This window comes from Streptomyces sp. NPDC020807 (genome assembly GCF_040641575.1).
Classification (GTDB): Bacteria; Actinomycetota; Actinomycetes; order Streptomycetales; family Streptomycetaceae; genus Streptomyces.
Map to the genome: position 1 here is coordinate 277,432 of NZ_JBFADU010000005.1, position 17,130 is coordinate 294,561.

13 protein-coding genes and 6 pseudogenes are annotated in these 17,130 nt (G+C 70.1%); 11 read left to right on the forward strand and 8 right to left on the reverse strand.

What is annotated here, in order from left to right; genetic code table 11:
• Positions 1–138: 138 nt before the first annotated feature.
• The gene (locus AB0G79_RS11430; RefSeq protein WP_360803862.1) at positions 139–387 is read right to left on the reverse strand and encodes a hypothetical protein; all 249 of its coding nucleotides are present in this window, start codon (positions 385–387) and stop codon (positions 139–141) included.
• A gap of 90 nt (positions 388–477) precedes the next feature.
• Between AB0G79_RS11430 and AB0G79_RS11435 the strand changes: the two are divergent.
• From AB0G79_RS11435 to istB, 3 genes and pseudogenes are all read left to right on the forward strand, one after another.
• Positions 478–612 (forward strand): annotated as a pseudogene (locus AB0G79_RS11435) (IS5/IS1182 family transposase); the annotation flags it as partial.
• 129 nt (positions 613–741) lie between these two features.
• Positions 742–2,137 (forward strand): annotated as a pseudogene (gene istA / locus AB0G79_RS11440) (IS21 family transposase); the annotation flags it as partial.
• Between the two features lie 21 nt (positions 2,138–2,158).
• On the forward strand, positions 2,159–2,929 hold the full coding sequence (istB, locus tag AB0G79_RS11445; protein ID WP_360804299.1) for an IS21-like element helper ATPase IstB: 771 nt from the start codon (positions 2,159–2,161) through the stop codon (positions 2,927–2,929).
• A 21-nt stretch (positions 2,930–2,950) separates the two neighbouring features.
• On the opposite strand, the gene AB0G79_RS11450 is transcribed toward istB, so the two are convergent.
• Positions 2,951–3,589 carry an SMI1/KNR4 family protein gene (locus AB0G79_RS11450; RefSeq protein ID WP_360803865.1) on the reverse strand — a complete coding sequence of 213 codons (639 nt, stop codon included), beginning with the start codon at positions 3,587–3,589 and terminating at the stop codon, positions 2,951–2,953.
• Between the two features lie 120 nt (positions 3,590–3,709).
• Here AB0G79_RS11450 and AB0G79_RS11455 point away from each other — a divergent pair.
• Both AB0G79_RS11455 and AB0G79_RS11460 read left to right on the forward strand, forming a co-directional pair.
• Positions 3,710–4,431 (forward strand): annotated as a pseudogene (locus AB0G79_RS11455) (IS5 family transposase); the annotation flags it as partial.
• Between the two features lie 384 nt (positions 4,432–4,815).
• A complete protein-coding gene (locus tag AB0G79_RS11460; RefSeq protein WP_360803868.1) occupies positions 4,816–5,202 on the forward strand; it encodes a fucose-binding lectin II in 387 nt (128 codons plus the stop codon).
• Between the two features lie 271 nt (positions 5,203–5,473).
• Here the strand turns inward: AB0G79_RS11460 and AB0G79_RS11465 are convergent, their stop codons facing one another.
• Positions 5,474–5,752: a hypothetical protein gene (locus AB0G79_RS11465; RefSeq protein ID WP_360803871.1), complete on the reverse strand. Its 279-nt coding sequence runs from the start codon at positions 5,750–5,752 to the stop codon at positions 5,474–5,476.
• 362 nt (positions 5,753–6,114) lie between these two features.
• On the opposite strand from AB0G79_RS11465, the gene AB0G79_RS11470 reads away from it, so the two are divergent.
• Positions 6,115–6,525, forward strand: a complete 411-nt coding sequence (locus AB0G79_RS11470) for a lipocalin/fatty-acid binding family protein (RefSeq protein ID WP_360803874.1) — start codon at positions 6,115–6,117, stop codon at positions 6,523–6,525.
• A 295-nt stretch (positions 6,526–6,820) separates the two neighbouring features.
• Here the strand turns inward: AB0G79_RS11470 and AB0G79_RS11475 are convergent, their stop codons facing one another.
• From AB0G79_RS11475 to AB0G79_RS11485, 3 genes are all read right to left on the reverse strand, one after another.
• The gene (locus tag AB0G79_RS11475; RefSeq protein WP_360803877.1) at positions 6,821–7,057 is read right to left on the reverse strand and encodes a hypothetical protein; all 237 of its coding nucleotides are present in this window, start codon (positions 7,055–7,057) and stop codon (positions 6,821–6,823) included.
• Between the two features lie 371 nt (positions 7,058–7,428).
• Positions 7,429–7,617, reverse strand: coding sequence for a hypothetical protein (locus AB0G79_RS11480; RefSeq protein WP_360803880.1), 189 nt, complete (start codon positions 7,615–7,617; stop codon positions 7,429–7,431).
• Positions 7,618–8,161: 544 nt separating this feature from the next.
• A complete protein-coding gene (locus AB0G79_RS11485; RefSeq protein WP_360803883.1) occupies positions 8,162–8,476 on the reverse strand; it encodes a hypothetical protein in 315 nt (104 codons plus the stop codon).
• A 110-nt stretch (positions 8,477–8,586) separates the two neighbouring features.
• Here AB0G79_RS11485 and AB0G79_RS11490 point away from each other — a divergent pair.
• Both AB0G79_RS11490 and AB0G79_RS11495 read left to right on the forward strand, forming a co-directional pair.
• Positions 8,587–8,946 (forward strand): annotated as a pseudogene (locus AB0G79_RS11490) (IS5/IS1182 family transposase); the annotation flags it as partial.
• 250 nt (positions 8,947–9,196) lie between these two features.
• Positions 9,197–9,328: pseudogene (locus AB0G79_RS11495) on the forward strand (aldehyde dehydrogenase family protein); the annotation flags it as partial.
• A gap of 151 nt (positions 9,329–9,479) precedes the next feature.
• Here the strand turns inward: AB0G79_RS11495 and AB0G79_RS11500 are convergent.
• Both AB0G79_RS11500 and AB0G79_RS11505 read right to left on the reverse strand, forming a co-directional pair.
• Entirely contained in the window at positions 9,480–10,595 is a 1,116-nt protein-coding gene (locus AB0G79_RS11500; protein WP_360803886.1) for a glutamate--cysteine ligase, read from the reverse strand.
• A 530-nt stretch (positions 10,596–11,125) separates the two neighbouring features.
• Positions 11,126–12,787: pseudogene (locus tag AB0G79_RS11505) on the reverse strand (N-acetylglutaminylglutamine amidotransferase); the annotation flags it as partial.
• A gap of 564 nt (positions 12,788–13,351) precedes the next feature.
• Here AB0G79_RS11505 and AB0G79_RS11510 point away from each other — a divergent pair.
• Genes AB0G79_RS11510 through AB0G79_RS11520 form a run of 3 tightly spaced genes read left to right on the forward strand, consistent with a single transcriptional unit; the run spans position 13,352 to position 17,093 of the window.
• Positions 13,352–14,431 carry a trypsin-like peptidase domain-containing protein gene (locus AB0G79_RS11510; protein ID WP_360803889.1) on the forward strand — a complete coding sequence of 360 codons (1,080 nt, stop codon included), beginning with the start codon at positions 13,352–13,354 and terminating at the stop codon, positions 14,429–14,431.
• A complete protein-coding gene (locus AB0G79_RS11515) occupies positions 14,428–15,960 on the forward strand; it encodes a hypothetical protein (RefSeq protein ID WP_360803892.1) in 1,533 nt (510 codons plus the stop codon). The genes AB0G79_RS11510 and AB0G79_RS11515 overlap by 4 nt, the downstream gene beginning before the upstream one ends.
• Entirely contained in the window at positions 15,957–17,093 is a 1,137-nt protein-coding gene (locus AB0G79_RS11520) for a MoxR family ATPase (RefSeq protein ID WP_360803894.1), read from the forward strand. The genes AB0G79_RS11515 and AB0G79_RS11520 overlap by 4 nt, the downstream gene beginning before the upstream one ends.
• Positions 17,094–17,130 lie beyond the last annotated feature (37 nt).

Sequence of the window (17,130 nt, forward strand, 5' to 3'; positions counted from 1 at the left end):
CTCAAGTCGAAGACCACTGCGTCCAGATCGGCCGCTGCCGCCGGGCTCACGTGGTGGATGGCTGCTGGATTCGCATTGCGCCATCCCAGACTGCGGTCTCGATGCTCCCTAGATCTCCCGTCACCCCGATCCCGGCAGCTATTCCCTGAGGGTCATCACGTGTCGCTCGCCTGCCACCCGACCGACGATTACCACTGCGTCGGTCGGCATGGTGAACGACAGTTCATTGCCGATAGGGATCGAGTAGAAGCCGCCCGCCTCAACGAGGAGTCCGGGGCCGATGGCCTTCGGCTCCCCCTCGAAGTACGGCCCATCGAGCCACCCGAGCACGACGTCTCCGGTCTGGACCTGCCCAGGGTTGACTTGCATCAGCTTCATGTCGTTCATGTCGGCCACGCTACGACGCCCCACTGACAACGTGGCGGTATCCCTAGAGCTAGAGCGTGTCTCCTTGGTGTGTTGAGCTGTTGATCAGGCATGGCTGTTCGGTTGGTGATCACGGATACGATGTGGGTGCGGATAGGTCCGTTGATGCCATCGGATCCAGTGCGTGGGCGTCGGTGGGCTGACCATCGCCGGACGCTTGAGGCCATCGCGTGGAAGTACCGGACAGGGGTGTCGGCGTACGCGTGAACGTGCCCAGTCACGTACGGGTGAACGTGCCCAATTGCTGACGTACCGAGGACTGATCGTGGGCAGTCTGCTGCCGGCTTGTGAAGGGGTGGCGGAGGGCGGCTGACCGTGGTCTTGGACCCGCAAAGATGGATCGAGCTTCGACGCTTCCGCGGGCTGTTCGAGTCCGGGGCGATGAGCCTGTCGGAGATCGCGAAGGAGACCGGGCTCAACCGCCGCACGGTCCGTAAGTACCTGTCCTCTGAAAGCCCCGTGGCCCCGCCTCGTCGGGCTGCTCCCGGACATGGCCGTCAGCGGAAGGTGGACGAGGTCGCGCCGCTGATCGACGCGATGCTGCGGTCCGAGATTCTGATCAAAGGGGCCGTCGTTCACGAGCGGCTGGTGGCCGAGTACGGCTTCACCGGCACATACCAGCGGGTCAAGCTCTACATGCAGGAAGCCCGCCCTCGCATCGCTGAGCAACTGGGCATCAGCCCCAGCGAGCTGGCCGGCCTGCACCGCAGGTTCGAGGTCGTGCCCGGAGCACAGGCCCAGGTCGACTGGGGCGACGAAGGGCAGATCCTCGCCCATGTCGGCATCCCGAAGGTCTACTCGTTCCACATGACCTTGTCCTACTCGCGGGACCCGTTCTGCTGCTTCACGAACAGCCAGGACTTGGCCACCTTCTTCGACTGCCACCGGCAGGCGTTCGCTCACTTCGGCGGGGTGCCGATGTCGATCGTCTACGACCGCACCAAGACCGTCGTCCGACGCCACGTCGCACCGGGCGAGGCCGTTCCCCTGCACCCGGAAGCGGTCGGGTTCGCCGGGCACTACGAACTTCGACATCGACGTCCTGGCCGCCTACCGGCCCACCGGGAAAGGCCGGGTCGAGCGGCAAGTCCTGATCGTCCGCGACCACGTCCTGGCCGGACGGTCCTTTTCCTCCATCGAGGAACTCGACTCCGCTTTCAACGCCTGGGTTCCGTTGCGCCGGGCGAAGTCCCATGGCACCCACGGCGAGGTCATCGGGCACCGCGCGATCCGCGACCACATGGCCCTGAGACCGCTGCCAGCGACGCCCTATGTCATTACCCAGCGACACCTCCGCTACGTCGGCAAGGACTGCCTGGTCGCCTTCGACGCGAACCTCTACTCGGTCCCGGCCCGCAAGGTCCGCCCACGTCAGCTGGTGGAAGTCAGGGCCACGAAGTCACAGATCACGCTGCACTCCACCGTCCCGGACGCCAACGGCGAAACCCTGCTGTCGATCCACCCAAGGGCCGTCGGCCGCGGAGCCTACGTCGTCGACGAGAAGCACTGGGACGGTCTTCCCGATGGCCGGAACCGACGGACCACGACCGGCGATGTGCCTTCTCAGCCTCGTCAGAACGCCCTCGGCAAGGAGATGTCCGACTCGCTGACGGCTCTCCTGAACCGGGCCGCGGCCGTCCGCGTCGAGGTCGGCCGCAGACCTCTGTCGGTCTATGACGAACTGACCGGGACCCGTCCCTTCACCACCCCCCCCCACACCGGAGGAGCCCAGTTGAGCGAGCTGGTCAGCACCCGAATCCGCAGCACAGCCGCCAAGCTCGGCCTGCCCCACCTGGCTGAGAGCCTGAACCAGTACGCCGGCCGGGCAGACGAGGCCAAGATGGGTTACCTCGACTTTCTCGACCTGGTCCTGGCCGAGGAACTCGCCATTCGTGACGACCGGCGCTTCCGGCAGGGCCTGCGGCTGTCCAAGCTGCCGCACCACAAGACGCTCGACGAGTACGACTTCGCCTTCCAGCCCGAGCTCGATCCCCGGAAGATCAAAGACCTGGCGACCCTCGCCTTCGTCGAGGCCAAGGCCAATGCGGCCCTGCTGGGGCCGCCCGGGGTCGGCAAAACCCACATCGCGGTTGCTCTCTCGGTCGCCGCCTGCCGGGCCGGTTTTTCCGTCTATTTCACCACCCTCGACGACATGGTTCGCCAGCTCAAGGTCGCCGAGGCAGCCGGACGCCTGAACAGCAAGCTCCGCACCTACCTCCGCCCAGGGGTCCTCGTCGTCGACGAAGTGGGCTATCAACCGCTGGAACGGGCTGAGGCAAACCTGGTGTTCCAGGTGATCTCAAAGCGCTATGAAAAGGGCTCGATCATCCTGACCTCGAACAAAACCTTCAGCGAGTGGGGGCAGGTGTTCGGTGACGAAGTCCTCGCCACGGCCATCCTCGACCGGCTCTTGCACCACTGCGACGTCGTTTCCATCAACGGTCCGAGCTACCGGCTGAAGAACCGGATCGCCGCCATCGAGCGCGACACCAACGTCGCTTGATTGATCACCTCGCTCGGGAACTCAGGCCGCTGCCCACGGCTCAGCACGCCAGCCCGGCAGTTCCCTGTCCAGCCACTCCTCGACGGTCCGTCGCCAAGGATCGGTGGAGTCACTGTCGACGACATCGACCCAGGTTTCTTCAGCGATGTCCGGATCGACAACGAGGCCGTCGAGGTAGGCGTCGAAGTCGTCAGCAACTTTAGTGAAGACCCCCTTCGACAGGTATCCCGGGTGAGGAATGCCATGCACGAAGGCATGGAGCTGGCCGTGGGCCGCCGGGTTCAGGTCCAGAAACAGGGTGTCGCTTCCGCCGTTGCGGGCGATCGGGAGAAGGCCGGCCAGTGAGACCTCATGGGCGAGCCCCCCATCACGGCTGCGGCGGTATTCGCCCAGCAGGGTGCCCCAGCCGTATTCACCATCGTTGTCACGGCCGAGCCGAAAGAGGTCGTCGAAACTCTGGAGCGGCTCCGGCTCGCAAGCCGGCAGCCGGACCGAGTACGTGAGGCTCTCACCACCCGCCGCCTCCAGGAACGAGCGATAGGAAGACGGCAGTGGAAGCCCGACCTCCCGTTCGAGACGTTCAACTTCACCGACCCCGAACGGCGCGAACGGCCCCACGACCAGGCGGCCTCGATACCAGCGCGACAACTCCTCAGACACGGCCAGATTGTCGCACTCCGTGGCCTCCCGAAATCCTCCGAGCCTCCGCGATACCGAACGTCGAGCTGAGCACGTTCATCCGTACCTGGCTGAGCACTCCGACCAGTACGCGGACAAGGGGCGCCGTGGCGGGACCTGCCCGCGGAGTTGGGGTCGTTCCGGACCGCGCACAAGCGCCTGCTGCGGTGGGCGGTGGACGGCACGTGGGAGCGGATCCTGGCTGCTGTGCTGGCGGCGGCCGACGCTGGTGGCGAGGTGGGGTGGACGGTGTCGGTGGACTCCACCGTCTGCCGGGCCCACCAGCACGCCGCTGGCGCCCGGAGGGTGCAGGTACCTGGGAGGCCGGAGCCCGACGACCACGCCTTGGGGCGCTCACGCGGTGGCTTGAGTACGAAGGTCCACCTGGCAAGCGACGGTCATGCCCGTCCGCTGTCGGTGGTCGTGACTGCGGGGCAGGCCGGTGACGCGCCGGTGTTCACGACGTGATGGCCGCGATCCGTGTCCCGCGCACCGGTGTGGGTCGGCCGCGGACCCGCCCCGAGGTGGTGCTCGCAGACCGTGCCTACTCCTCCCGCGCGATCCGCACCTACCTGAGCGCCCGTCAGATCCGGGCCGTCATCCCGCAGCCGGCGGACCAGGTCCGTCACCGCCAACGCCGCGGGTCGCACGGCGGCAGGCCGCCCGGCTTCGACCCGGACGCGTACAAGGACCGCAACACGGTCGAGCGGTGCATAGCCCGCCTCAAGCAGTGGCGCGGTCTGGCATTGCGCACCGACAAGCTCGCCCTCGCCTACCGGGCCACCCTCCACCTGGCGGCCGTCCTCATCTGGACCCGCAGGTAGTGAAGGAGACGGCCGTCGGTGCTGCTGCCGGCCCGTGCGGGGTGGTGAAGGTGTGCTCGCCGGTTGCGGGGGCCTGCACCGTGCAGCCGCTGATGAAGGATCGGCCGTGGCACGATGCCACCCGTGGGTCTGTTGGTTACCGCTTGCCGAGGTCTCCTTGGCCGTCGGACACTCCGTGAACGGCAGTGGTTCACTCGTTCGAGTGAGGGTGGTCGGGAGCTCGGTGGGCCCGGTGCGGTGATCAGTAGCGTGCGGGGTGTTGAGCATCTGGCGGGCATGGGCACGCCAGTGTGCGGCCTTCCCGGACGCCTCAATCCCTGACAGTCAGGCGGGACCCGGCGTGACGATCCGTCCCGGTATCCCGTCGATATCCAAGGAGCCCCTGTGGCCGACGCCTACGTCCTCGTCAACGGCAACAAGGCCGAGATCAACCTCCCGGCCGACGCGCAGATCACCGTCACGGCGAAGACCAACTCGCGCCTCCCCCAAAAGGTGGCGCTCACCAGCCAGGACGGCACGGTGAACCACCTGTTCACCGGCAGCGGCGAAGCGAACACCGTCATCGGCCAGGCGACCTTCACCGGCGCCAGCCGGCTCGGTGCCACCTTCGAGTTCAGCCCCAGCGGCTCCTTCAGCCCGAGCAAGCTCAACAGCGGCGGCCCGTACGAGCTCGGCACCTACAACGTGCTGTTGATCGTGGCCGAGAACGGCGACGACAGCGACTACAACGACTCCATCCTCGAATTCAGCTGGTACACGCCGAAGCAGTAGGCAGGCCCCCGGCACCCCAGGGGTCCTTCTCGACCTGCCGGGTCGGGAAGGAGCACGTCGGCAGGGGATGGATGACGCCTCTTGCTGAAGCCAATTCCCGCGTCCAGCGGCCTGGCTGCGGCTGGCGGCAACCGTCCGCAGCGGGTACGTCGAGGTCGCGGTTGAGCTCCTGACCGTTGGTGGACCGCTGCCCCTCGTAGGGTCTGGAAGTGCGAAGACGCCCCCGCCGGACTTCGGCGGGGGCGTCTTCGCACTGCGGGGGAAGGCGCGATCAGCGTTGGTCGGTGACCTGGCCGCGAGCAACGGCCCATGCGTAGATCCGCGCCTCAAGGCCGTCCGAGGGCGGGCTGCAGGTCGGACCGGCGGCGAACGTCGGGTCGAAGACCGTGCTGGCGCCGCACGGCCGGAGGACGAGGACGCCCTTCGCGACCTGGTAGTAGGAGCCCGCGTTCAACGGGTTGAGCAGGTAGTCGTCCTCTTTCACCGCGACGTCGTGGACGTCGTTCCATGCCCAGGTGTCGCGGTCATTGATGTCGAAGCCGTCGGCCACGATGTCCCCCTCTGAGAACTGATGATCTGACGTGTGGAAGTTCCGTCTCGGGTCCGGTCCCGCCCTGGCCCGCCCCGACCGCATGTCGCCCTTGTTCCCGGCCAGTTGCGGCCGGAGTTCGCCGGCACCAGTCACGGCCCCCAAGCCGCGAGCCCCCGGCGCGCTCTCCCGCGACCTGCCCCGCCTTGAAGACCTGCTCACGAACGGCGGCCGGCAACCGCGCCGAGGTCCGGCCAGCCAACGACGCCGCCCACCGGGCCCGTTCGGACATCGTATCCGCAACACCAGCCCCAGCAATGGCCCGTAGGATCGCCAGCGCCCCCTCCGGGGCTTGGACGACACACGAAGAGAGCGGGACGTTCATGGCTGTAGAGACCGGCACGTGGGAACTCCTGTCCGACCCCGAGGACAAGGCGTGGGACGGCTTCCTCAAGACCGTGGGTGTGAGCGACGCCCACCGGGAAGCGGGGGCCATGGTCAAGCCCTCGGAGGAACTCAGCCGAAGCGGCGACACCTGGACCCTCACCACCCGCTCAGAGCTGCGCGACGACACGTACTCGTTCACCCTCGGCAGCAAGGTCTCCACCCTGCTGTTCTCCGGCGGCCTGCAGACGACGTCGGTCTTCACCGAGGAGGCGGGCAAGCTGGTGCAGAGGTTCCAGGGCCAATCGGGTGAGGCCGTGATCGTGCGGGAGCAGACCTCGACCGAGATGACGGCCACTCACACCTGCGCAGGCATCGTCGCGGTCCGGCTGTACAAGAAGGTCGGGTAGCGGCCCCGTCGTACTGCCCGCCACGTAGCCGGCCTGGTGGCGTGGGCGGGCAAGGCGCCTGGCGGCCGGTGGCCGGTGGCCAGACGTTGCCATCGGCCGCCCCGCACTCCCAGGCGGGGCAGCGAGTCGTCCGGTCGGGCACCATCGGTGCGACTGGACAGGTCGATTGACGACGGACCGACGAACGCCAAGCCCTGGTGACGGCGGGCATCTTGGTCGAGACCCATCAGCATGTCCGTCGGCAGGCTGGCTGTGCCTTCCGACGGACAGATATGCCGGGGGCTGCGACGATGCCCTACTTTCCGTCGCTGCTGAGGATGCCTTCTGCGATCTCGACAAGGCCGCTGAGCCCCGGGCCTGCAGGTCCCCCGTTTCTGGTGTCCTTGTCGGTGCCGGGCTTCAGAACGTCGGAGATGGTGTTGGGCCCGCCGACCCCCTGGGACGGTTCGGGTGTGGTGGCCTGGGCGGGCGTCGTCAGGATCAGGGGCATGGTCGCGAGGGCGACGGCCGTGAGTACGGTGCGTGGCTTCATGTCGTGATCAACGGTTCAGGGGATCAAGAGACACGTATCCCGTCATCCACCGGGCTTCCTGGCGGGCCTCCACTCGCACAGCACCCACGCGGGCGGAGCCCGAGAGAGGCGAGCCGTCAGGGGCAGTCCAACAGACCGCCCCTGATCCCGCAGAAGACCCCCACATCGGGCGGACGAGTACGGACACCCCACCAAGGGGACACGCTCTAGGTTCTGTCGTCAAATGTCACGCCCGCATCAGGAATGATGCGAGGGTGACCGCGGCCTCGTAGGACTCGCAACTTCGTGCGGGTTAACGCCCCGTCCTACTCAGGAAGACAGCGCGTCCGCGGCGCGCGGAGATACGGCCACAGCCGCTCTATTGGAGCGCTTTACCTGCCCTCCTGCGCGAGGCCGCGGGAGATGTCGTTGAGCGCCTTCGTGATGCCAGTCAGGTCGTTGCCGCTGCGGGCGATGGTAGGGGTGGCCGGTGCTCCGGCAGCGTGCACGGCGGCCACAGGGCCCGCGAGGGCCGCGCCGACGGTCGTGAGAACGGCAAGGAGTCGCATGGTCTGCTTCATGCCCTGACTAACGTTCTCCGTAAGGATCAGTCACGAACATCGTCCTGGCGGTGGCCGGCGGTCCTCCGCCCTCCCGCCCTGACCCCATCGCGGGCTCTTCCACGGCTGGTCGGCTTCTGGCCCTCGGCCCGGTTCTCGTATAGCTACGGCCAGGTGTTGTCTGTTGCGATTGCGGAGCCAGGTCTTCAGTCGGCGGACGCCCATGCGGCTGATCGCGGCCGGGGTCCGGTAGGCGTTCAGCAGGACGGCAGGACCCTTCTTGGTCAGGTCCAGAGCCTGTTCGAGAGCGGGGAAGAACTCCAGGAGCTGGGCACGCAGGCGGTTGATCTGGCGGGTCCGGTCGTGGACCTCGTCCAGGCGCCGTGAGGTGAGGAGCCACAGGTCGAGGGCGATGCCGCCGCCGGGGCGGAGTGTGCTGACGTCGCGGCGGATGACCAGAGCCGAGCCACTGCCCGGGGTTTGGCGGGCCGTCGGGTTGGCGGTCCGTGACGTCGTGGCAGTCGGAGGACAAGGACCGCTCCACGGCGCGGGGCACGGCAGCAGCTCACACGTGATGGCCAATTGTGCGGTCACGTCGCCCGGCATGCTCGGAGCGCCACCACCCCGCACTCACTACGGAGATTGCATGAACCCGCTGCTGCCCCCCATCGGTGCCGAGATCCCCTGTAGCGTCCTCGCGGTCGGCGCCTTCCTGCAGTTGTACGACGGGGCCGTTCTCTCGCTCGACTTCAAAGGAGGGATCAAGTACCGCGTCGAGGCCGACCCCACCGACCCGTTGAACAGTGTGCGGCTGCGCACTGTCGGTTTCATGGTCAGCGCCCAGGGGTCGAATGGAATGACGTTCGACATCGAGCAGCACGACGTCGCCGATTCCTCGGGCCGGCTGACCGTCGTCCAGCCCTCACCCCCGAAGTTCGAGCACCGTGAGGTCCAGAGCTTCACGCTGACGATCCAAAAGTCCGGCACCCTAGCTGGAAGACGGTCCACGACCGTCATCGCAGGTGGTCGGCGGATGGCACGTGGAAGAGAATCCTGCGGGCCGTCCAGGCCGACGCCGATGCAGAGGGCCGGATCGACTGGAGCATGGTCAGTGTCGATTCCACGACCTGTCGCGCTCATCAGCACGCGGCCGGCGCCTCCACCCGTGTCCCGAAGATCCCGGGTCGGCGTAGGAGCCCGGCACGTCACCGTCCCGATGAGGCCCTGGGACGCTCGCCAGGCGGGCTCACAAGCAAGATCCACCTTGCCGGGGAGGGTGGGATCCGCCCGCTTGAGTTTGTCATCCCGCCCGGCCAGTGGGGTGACGCACCGCAGATGATTCCCGTCCTGTGTTGAGGCCACTGCAGCCTCCACCGCCGACCCGATCCCGCTCCCCACGCCGCCGACGCCAGCGGACACAGCACCGGCGACGCAGGCGCGGTGGTCACTCGTCTTCATCCTCGGTCAGATGCTCCATGAGTCGCTCCAACGTCTCCGTCGAGAGGTCCGGAGCCCGTTGCAGCCAGCGATCAACCCACTCTGCATCCGTCATCATGCCTGGTCAGCCTCCCGCTCGGCCTACGGATTTGCATCAAACTCCGCCCACGCGGCCTTCGGCGGCTACAAGCAGTCGGGCATCGGGCGGGAGGGGCACCGGATGATGCTGGACCACTACCAGCAGACGAAGAATCTGCTGGTCAGCTACTCGCCGAAGAAGCTCGGCCTGTTCTGAGACCGCCGCTGCGGCCGCATTGAGCAGCCCGCCTCGCGAGCGGCCCGTTCGACGAATTGCCTCCACGCAGGGAGCGGGCCGGACCAGACGATGCTCCAGCTGGTGCTCGACAGGAGGGAGAAGGCCGGCGGGGTCGCCCGCGGCCTCCGTCTCACCGTCCGACCGTCATCTCCGCACACCGGGTGACGACGGACGCAAGACTCCGCCCCTCGGTGTGCAGCCTGCGCTGTACCCGGGCGCCGTTTCCCCGTTCGTGCAGGTGGGCGATGCCTTCCCGGACCCGCTCGTCGTCGCCGTGGTCCTTCAGCGCCTCGCGCACGTGCTCGTACAGGGCCTCCACGGCCTGCTCGGCCGAGGTCTCCCGCATCGTTTCGGGGTGCAGCAGGGGGCCGTCCAGGCCGGAGCGGCCGGCTCGCCAGGAGGCCAGTCGCATCAGGCTCGTACCGATCCTGGCCGGGGGCTGTCCGTCCTGCCAGGCCCGTGCGGCGGTTTCGACCAGGCCGCGGATGAGGGCGGCGAGCAGGACGGGCGTGGAGGCGTCGAGGCAGACGTCGGCAACCCGGACCTCCACCGTGGGATAGGTGGCGGACAGCCGGGCGTCGAAGTAGATCATGCCTTCGTCGCGCAGCACTCCGGTCTCGATCATCGTGCGGACCTGCTCGTGGTACCGGTCGGCGGAGCCGAAGACGTCGACCGGGCCGGCCGAGGGCCACCGGTTCCACACGCGGCTGCGGTAGCTGCCGTACCCGCTGTCCTCGCCCTGCCAGAACGGCGAGTTGGCGCTCATCGCCGTCAGGACGGGCAACCACGGCCTGATGCGGTCCAGGACCGCGACGCCCTCCTCGTCCGAGGCGACCGACACATGGACGTGGCAGCCGCACGTCAGCTGCTCCTGCGCCGTCAGTCCGAACTGCTCACCCACCCACCGGTAGCGCGGGCCGGCGTTCAACGACGGCTGCACCGGCAGCGGCGACGTCGCCACCGCGGCCACCATGGCGTCGGCACTCGCCGCGTGCCGGGCGGCCTCGCCCCGGATGCGGACGATCTCCTCCCGGAGTTCACCCATGTCCGTCAACGGTTTGGTCGCGAACTCCAGCTGCTCCTTCTGCAGCTCGTGCTCGAACTCGTGGCCCGCCCCGCCGGCCCGTACGGTGTGCTGCCACGCCGACCGGTCCGCGGCCGCCAGGACCGCGCCGGAGACGGCCACCGGAGAGCCGTTCCGCACGTCCACGAGCAGCAGCTCTTCTTCCACACCTACGCTTCGCATATCGCCGTCCGAGCATCGACTGACTGGATGCCCTGCTCCTGCCCCGCCTTTCCCTGACCATCCCTGACCGTGTCGCGCGTTGCGCCGGCCGCCGTATCGGAAGGCGCCGGTCAGAACGACTCAGGCGTCGGCGGTCTCGTCAGTGGAGCCGGGCGCGGATGACCACCAGCTCCTCCCGTTCCTCGGCCTCGTCCGCCAGGTCCCGACGCTCCAGCCAAGCCCTGCGCGAGCGCAGGACAGGCCCCCACGGCACCGTCGCCTTCGCGGTGACCTCCGCGGTCATCCCCACCCGGGTCAGCCGCTGCAGGCTCTCCCCGACCCCGGACAGTGCCGAGTGGACCATGAGCAGGATCCCGCCGGACCTCAGCAGCCCGGGGGCGGCGGCACAGATGCGGTCGATGACCGCCCGTCCGTCGACCCCGGCGTCCCAGGCCCGCTCCGGCCCGCGCGAAGGCAGGCCGCCGGGAGCCGGGACGTACGGAGGGTTCGAGACCACGAAGTCGTAGCTGCGCCCCGCCGTGCGGACCTCGAAGTCCCCGTGCAGCACCTTCAGGGGGAGGAGCCGTCAGCGCCTCGCGTACGCGGGCCAGCACGGGCGGGGCCATGTTCCGCACCGCCGGCACGGGGAAATAGCCCTTCGGCCGGTCGATGATCTCCCGCGGCAGGACGGTTCGGCCGACGTCCTTGAGTACGCCCTTGCCGCCCTGCGCGAGCTTCAGGTGCGGCGGGCAGGCCGCGGCCAGTTCGACGAACTCGTGGTCCAGGAACGGCACCCGGGCCTCCAGACCCCAGGCCATCGCCATGTTGTCGACCCGCTTGACCGGATCGTCCGGCATGAGCGCGTGAACGTCCATGCGCAGCGCCGCGTCGAGGGCGCTGTCGGCGCCCCGGGCGGCCATGTGGGTGCGGACGAAGTCCGTCGAGGCGTCGTGGCCGGCGGCGAACGTGGGGGTGAGCATGCCCGTGAGATGGGCGTGCGTCCGGTCGAAGTACGCGCTCGCGTACGCCTCGTCCGCGTCGTCCCGCGCGGCCGCCGCGATCTGCGGATACCAGTGGTAGCCGGCGAGCACCTCGTCGGCGCCCTGGCCGCAGAGGACGACCTTGACCTCCTTGGAGACCTCCTCGGACAGCATGTGGAACGCCACGGCGTCGTGGCTGACCATCGGCTCGCTCATGGCTCCGATCGCGGCTTCCAGCGCGGCGGGGAGCCGGTCGGAGGTGATCATGAACTGGTGGTGGTCCGTGGAGTACCGCCGGGCGACGAGGTCCGAGTAGCGGAACTCGTCGCCGTCCTCGCCGTTCTCCGCCTCGAAGCCCATCGCGAAGGTCGCGAGGCCCTCCTGCCCCTGCTCGGCCAGCAGCGCCACGATCAGACTGGAGTCCAGGCCGCCCGACAGGAGCACGCCCACGGGGACGTCCGCGACCGTGCGCCGCCGCACGGCCGTGCGCAGCGCGTCGTGCAGCACCTCCTGCCACAGCACCGGGTCCTCGCCGAGCTCGGAACGACGGGTGTACGAAGGCTGCCAGTAGCAGTGGTCACGGTGTGTGCCGTCCGGCTCGACGACGCGGACGGTCGCCGGCGGAATCTTCCGCACACCGTTCAGGACGGTGCGGGGAGCGGGGACCGTACCGTGCCAGCTCAGGTACTGGTGGAGGGCCGCCGGGTCGAGGGACGTGTCGACTCCCCCGCCCGCCAGCAGGGCAGGCAGGGTGGAGGCGAAGCGGAGCCGCTCGTCGTCCTGGGTGACGTACAGGGGCTTGATGCCCAGCCGGTCACGGGCCAGGACGACCCGGCCGGTGTGGTGCTCCACCATGGCGAAGGCGAACATGCCGACGAGGGACTCGACGCACTCCGGGCCCCACTGGGCGTAGGCCTTGACCACGACCTCGGTGTCCGAATCGGAGAAGAAGCGGTGCCCGAGTCCCTGGAGACGACTCCGCAGTTCCCGGTAGTTGTAGACGCAGCCGTTGAAGGCGGCGGTCAGGCCCAGTTGCGGGTCCGTCATGGGCTGGGCGCCGTGCTCGGACAGATCGATGATCTTCAGGCGCCGGTGCCCCAGCGCCACCGCTCCCTGCGTCCAGGCACCCCTGCCGTCGGGACCCCGCGGCTCCAGCACATCGGTCATCCTCTCGACCGCGGCGAGGTCGGGCCACCTGCCGTCGAAACGCACCTCTCCGCTCAAGCCGCACATGGGTCACCTACTGCCGCGCCGGTCACACACATCATTCCCGCACTCCTGTGCCGGTTCGAGCCGGCACGGTTCGCGCCGGGCCGAACGGGCGATCGACATACGGGGCGCCTGCCCGCCGCGGCGGGCCTTAAGCGGACCGGCGCGTCACCCCGGCGGGCGCGGTGCAGGTCCGGCCGGACCTCACGCGGGTCGCCGGCGTTCCGGGTCCGCGCCCCGCGCCCCGCACGCGGGTCCGGCCGACTCCGCCCGCCGACTCCGCTCGTCGACCCCGCCCGCCGACTCCGCTCGTCGACCCCGTCCGCCGTCCTCGTCGGTGCCGGGGCCGGCGTCGCGGGAAGGGGAACGGCCGGGCGGCGACATTCGGCCACACCTCGGCCGTGCCGCCGGATTCGACGACTTGTCATGACGCCGACCGGGTATTGCTGCTTAGCATGGCTGCAACACGCGCTCCTCCCGTACCTGGTTCACCGCTGTGCCCGGACCCCGCGGACCGGGCCGTCCCGTCGGACCGGTCGGACCGGGCGTCCGGCGGAGGCTCGCGGAGTGGGGAACGGGGGCACAGGGGTGGGACACAGGCTCGCGGATTCATGGCGCGTCCGGATCCTGGACGCGCGGGGCACACCGGTCGGCGCCGGGGTGCTCGTGGCCGGTGGCCGGGTGGTCACCTGTGCGCACGTCGTGGAGGGCGCGCTCGGCCCCGACGACGGGGATCCGCGGGAGGCGGAGCTCACGGTGGACTTTCCCGGCTCCCTCGTGCCCGGCGCGGCGCCGGTGCGCGCCGGGGTCGCGCCCCGCGGGTGGGCGCCCCCGGACGCGGAGCGGGCCGACGTCGCGGTGCTCGACCTGCACGGGGACGTCCCCGCCGACTGCGGGCCCGCCAGGCTGCGGCCGTGCGGCCCCGCCCGTGACCGGATCGTCCGGGCCTTCGGGCAGGTCGTCGGCGCGCCCGCCGGGCTGTGGGTGCGCGCACGGCTGGTGGGGTCCGGCGGACTGAGCCCCGAGTGGATGCAGTTGGAGGCCGCCGCCGAGTCCGGGGACCGGCTGCGGCAGGGCTACAGCGGGGCCGGGGTCGTGGACGACTCCGGGGACGTGCTCGGTCTGGTGGTCGCGGAGGACACCCGCGCGGAGCGCCGTACCGGATGGATGATCCCGGTCGAGGTCGCCGTGCGGTACTGCCCCGATCTGGCGGACGCGGTGACCGGCTCCGCCGCGGCGGACCGCGCCCCCGACGCGTACGGCGGCGACCGTGGCCCGGCCCCGTACGACACCTTCCGCTCGCCCGGTTCCGACGCCTCGGACGTCTCGGACGCCTCGGACGACGTTCCCCCGTCGTCGTGGCCGCTCAGCGCCGAGCGGGATCTCGCCCGGGTGCTGGTGAAGGTACGGAGCTTCGCCGATCCGCACCGTCGCGAGCGGGTGCTCCGGGACACCGGGGACGACATCGCCTTCCACGTCGAGCGGACCGGCGTCCTGATGAACGACGCGCGCGCCGTGCTCGGGCTCTGTCTGGAGTACGAGGACGGCATCGAGCGGTTCGCGGCCGCGCTGCGCTGGTACGAGTCGGGCTCGCTGCCGATGCGGGAGTTCGACCGCGAGGTCGCCCGGCTGCGTGCGCGGGGGCCCGGCGGTGGGGCCGCCCGGTGAGCGGCTCCCGCGATCCGTACTGGCGGCTGGCCCACGAGATGGTCCGGCTCCGGCGTTCGCTCGCGGACACCTCGTCGGCCCGCTCCGCGGCGCTGCGGCGGGTCGCGGCGGAGTGCGGGGCGGACCCGCGCGCGCCCGAGGGCGTCACCGTGGAGGCGCTCGCCCAGGAACTGGCCTACTGCGCCGACCACCCGGGCGGGCTGGCCGTCTACCTGGAGGAGTTCTCCCGCGGCCACCAGAAGACGGCCAGCTGGCGCGAGGTGGAACTGCTTCACCGCCAGCTCTTCCCCGCGGACCTCCTGGAGCCGCGCCAGCGCCTCGACCTGCGCGAACTCCTGGAATCCTGCGAGCAGGCATCCCGGCTCCGCTCCCTCGCCCTGCGCGTCCTGCACGAGTCCGGTGCCGGTCCGACCTCGCCGGAGGACTGGGGGGCCGACCGGGGCCACGGCGACCGGCAGGGCGAGATCGCCGCGCTGCTGGCGGTGTTCGAGGACCTGCCGTACGGCTGGGCGGACGAGCCCCATCCCCTGCTCGTCCTCGTCGAGACCGTGGCCGTCCTGGAGGACACCCCGCTCCGGGCCCGACTGCACGCCTGGAGCGGACGGGTCGCCGCGCATCTGGGCTGCCGCAGCCCGCAGCGGCTGAGCGGGCTGCGCGCCCAGGTGGCCGCCCGGGCGGGCCGGCCGCTCTCCCCGTACCGGCTGCTCGTGGAGATCACCGCGCGCACGCCCGTGCCCGACGTCTACACCGTGCGGACCTGGGTGGTGTCGCCCGGTCCCGAGGGGGCACGGCCGTACGGCGAGCCGGTGCGCCGGTCCTCGCGGGCAGCGCTGGAGGAGGAGGTCGCGGGCCGCTACCTCTCCTGCGTGCAGATGCTCGGGGAGCTGAGCGCGGGGATGGTGGTGGAGTTCCTGCTGCCGAGGCCGCTGCTGTGGCTGCCGGTGGACCAGATCATGGCCTGGCCGCCGGATTCGGTGGCCAGGCCGATCGGCGCCGACCACACGGTCCTGGTCCGCAGCCGGGACCGGTGGGCGAAGCCGCACTGGCGACCGCGGCTCCACGCGCGGGCCGACGCCCTCACCACCGCCCCGGAGACCGCCTTCGACTCGGGCGCGGTGCGCGTGGTGCCGTACGGAGAACGGCTGCGGCCGGTCGAGCTGCTCCGGCAGCTGCGTCACGACAGCGACCAGATGGGCTGGCTGTTCCTCGAACCTCCGCCGTACACCGGGGGGTTGGAGGGAGACGCGGTCAACGTGCTGCTGGAGATGGGCATTCCGGTGATCGTGGCCGTACGCGAGGTGGGCGGCCATCCGGAAGCGGAACGGAAGACGCGAAAGATCCTGGCCGGGAGGCTCATGGAACTCCCCGAGCGGGTAAGGATGGTGAGGGGGGAAGTGGGACCGGACGCGGAGGCGTTCTCCGTTCTGGACCTGCATCGCCACATCAGCCTAGTGTGGGACGGTCGTGACGGACTGGAGGGGGCGGACGCCGCACTGGGGCATCCGTCGACCGGGGGTGGCTTGCCATGAGCGGGACCGTGGACCGCGCGACGGAGGGCACGAGCGGCGACGCCGCGGGTGCCGGCGGGAACGGCAGGGGCGGCGGGGGCGGCGGTTTCACCGTCCCCCACTGGTGGGTCTTCCGGGACACCGGTGAGCACCGCTCGCCGCGGGACGAGGTGCTGCCGAAGCTCCCCCCGCCGCCGACCTGGCGTCGTTTCCGGCCGGAGTCCGAGCGCGGCCCCCTGACCGTCCCCGTGCCCGCCGACGGCCACGACACCCGGCGGCGACTCGGCAGGCGGCGGGGCGGCACGCTGGACCCGAAGGTCCTGCACGTCGTGAACGCGGCGATCCATCTGCGCCGCCCGCTGCTCGTCACCGGCGCGCCCGGCACCGGGAAGTCCACCCTCGCCCACCAGATCGCCTCCGAGCTGGGCCTCGGCGGGGTGCTGTGGTGGCCTGTGGTCAGCCGCACCACGCTCCGCGACGGGCTATACGACTACGACGCCATCGGCCGGGTCCAGGACGCCCCGCAGCCGGGGCGCCGCTCCCCCGCCGGGGACGGCCCGCTGCCGGGCATCGGCCGCTACCTCACGCTCGGCCCGGTGGGGACCGCCCTGCTGCCGTGGAAGCGGCCCCGCGTGCTCCTCGTCGACGAGCTGGACAAGAGCGACGTGGACCTGCCCAACGACCTGCTGCACGTCTTCGAGGAGGGCGAGTTCCGTGTCCCCGAGCTGGAGCGGCTCGCCCAGTCGCAGCGCCAGGTGGAGGTGGCCACCGCCGACCACGACCACCGCGTCACCGTGACGGCGGGCCGGGTGCGGTGTGCCGAGTTCCCCGTCGTGGTGATCACCAGCAACGGGGAGCGCGACTTCCCGCCCGCCTTCCGCCGCAGGTGTCTGGAGGTGCGGATGCCCGCGCCGGACGGGCAGCGGCTCGCCGCGATGGTCGCCTCCCACTTCGGCGGGGCGCTCGACGAGCCGACGCGGGAGCTGGTGCGCGAGTTCGTGGAGCGGCGGGGCGACACGGCCGACCTCGCCGTCGACCAGCTGCTCAACACGGTGCACATGCTCACCAACGGTGCCGCCGAGGCGGACGGCAGCTCTTGGCGACACCTGCGCGACGCGCTCTGGCGGAACCTGTCCTCGGACCTGTCACCGTGACCGGACCCGCGGGCTCCGCGGGGCCTACGGCCCGCGA

Bases quoted from the DNA above. Each gene is read 5' to 3' on its own strand.
- AB0G79_RS11430 (WP_360803862.1), bottom strand. From the start codon at position 387: ATGAACGACATGAAGCTGATGCAAGTCAACCCTGGGCAGGTCCAGACC.
- AB0G79_RS11475 (WP_360803877.1), bottom strand. From the start codon at position 7,057: ATGAAGCCACGCACCGTACTCACGGCCGTCGCCCTCGCGACCATGCCC.
- AB0G79_RS11500 (WP_360803886.1), bottom strand. From the start codon at position 10,595: ATGCGAAGCGTAGGTGTGGAAGAAGAGCTGCTGCTCGTGGACGTGCGG.
- AB0G79_RS11470 (WP_360803874.1), top strand. From the start codon at position 6,115: ATGGCTGTAGAGACCGGCACGTGGGAACTCCTGTCCGACCCCGAGGAC.
- AB0G79_RS11480 (WP_360803880.1), bottom strand. From the start codon at position 7,617: ATGAAGCAGACCATGCGACTCCTTGCCGTTCTCACGACCGTCGGCGCG.
- AB0G79_RS11520 (WP_360803894.1), top strand. From the start codon at position 15,957: ATGAGCGGGACCGTGGACCGCGCGACGGAGGGCACGAGCGGCGACGCC.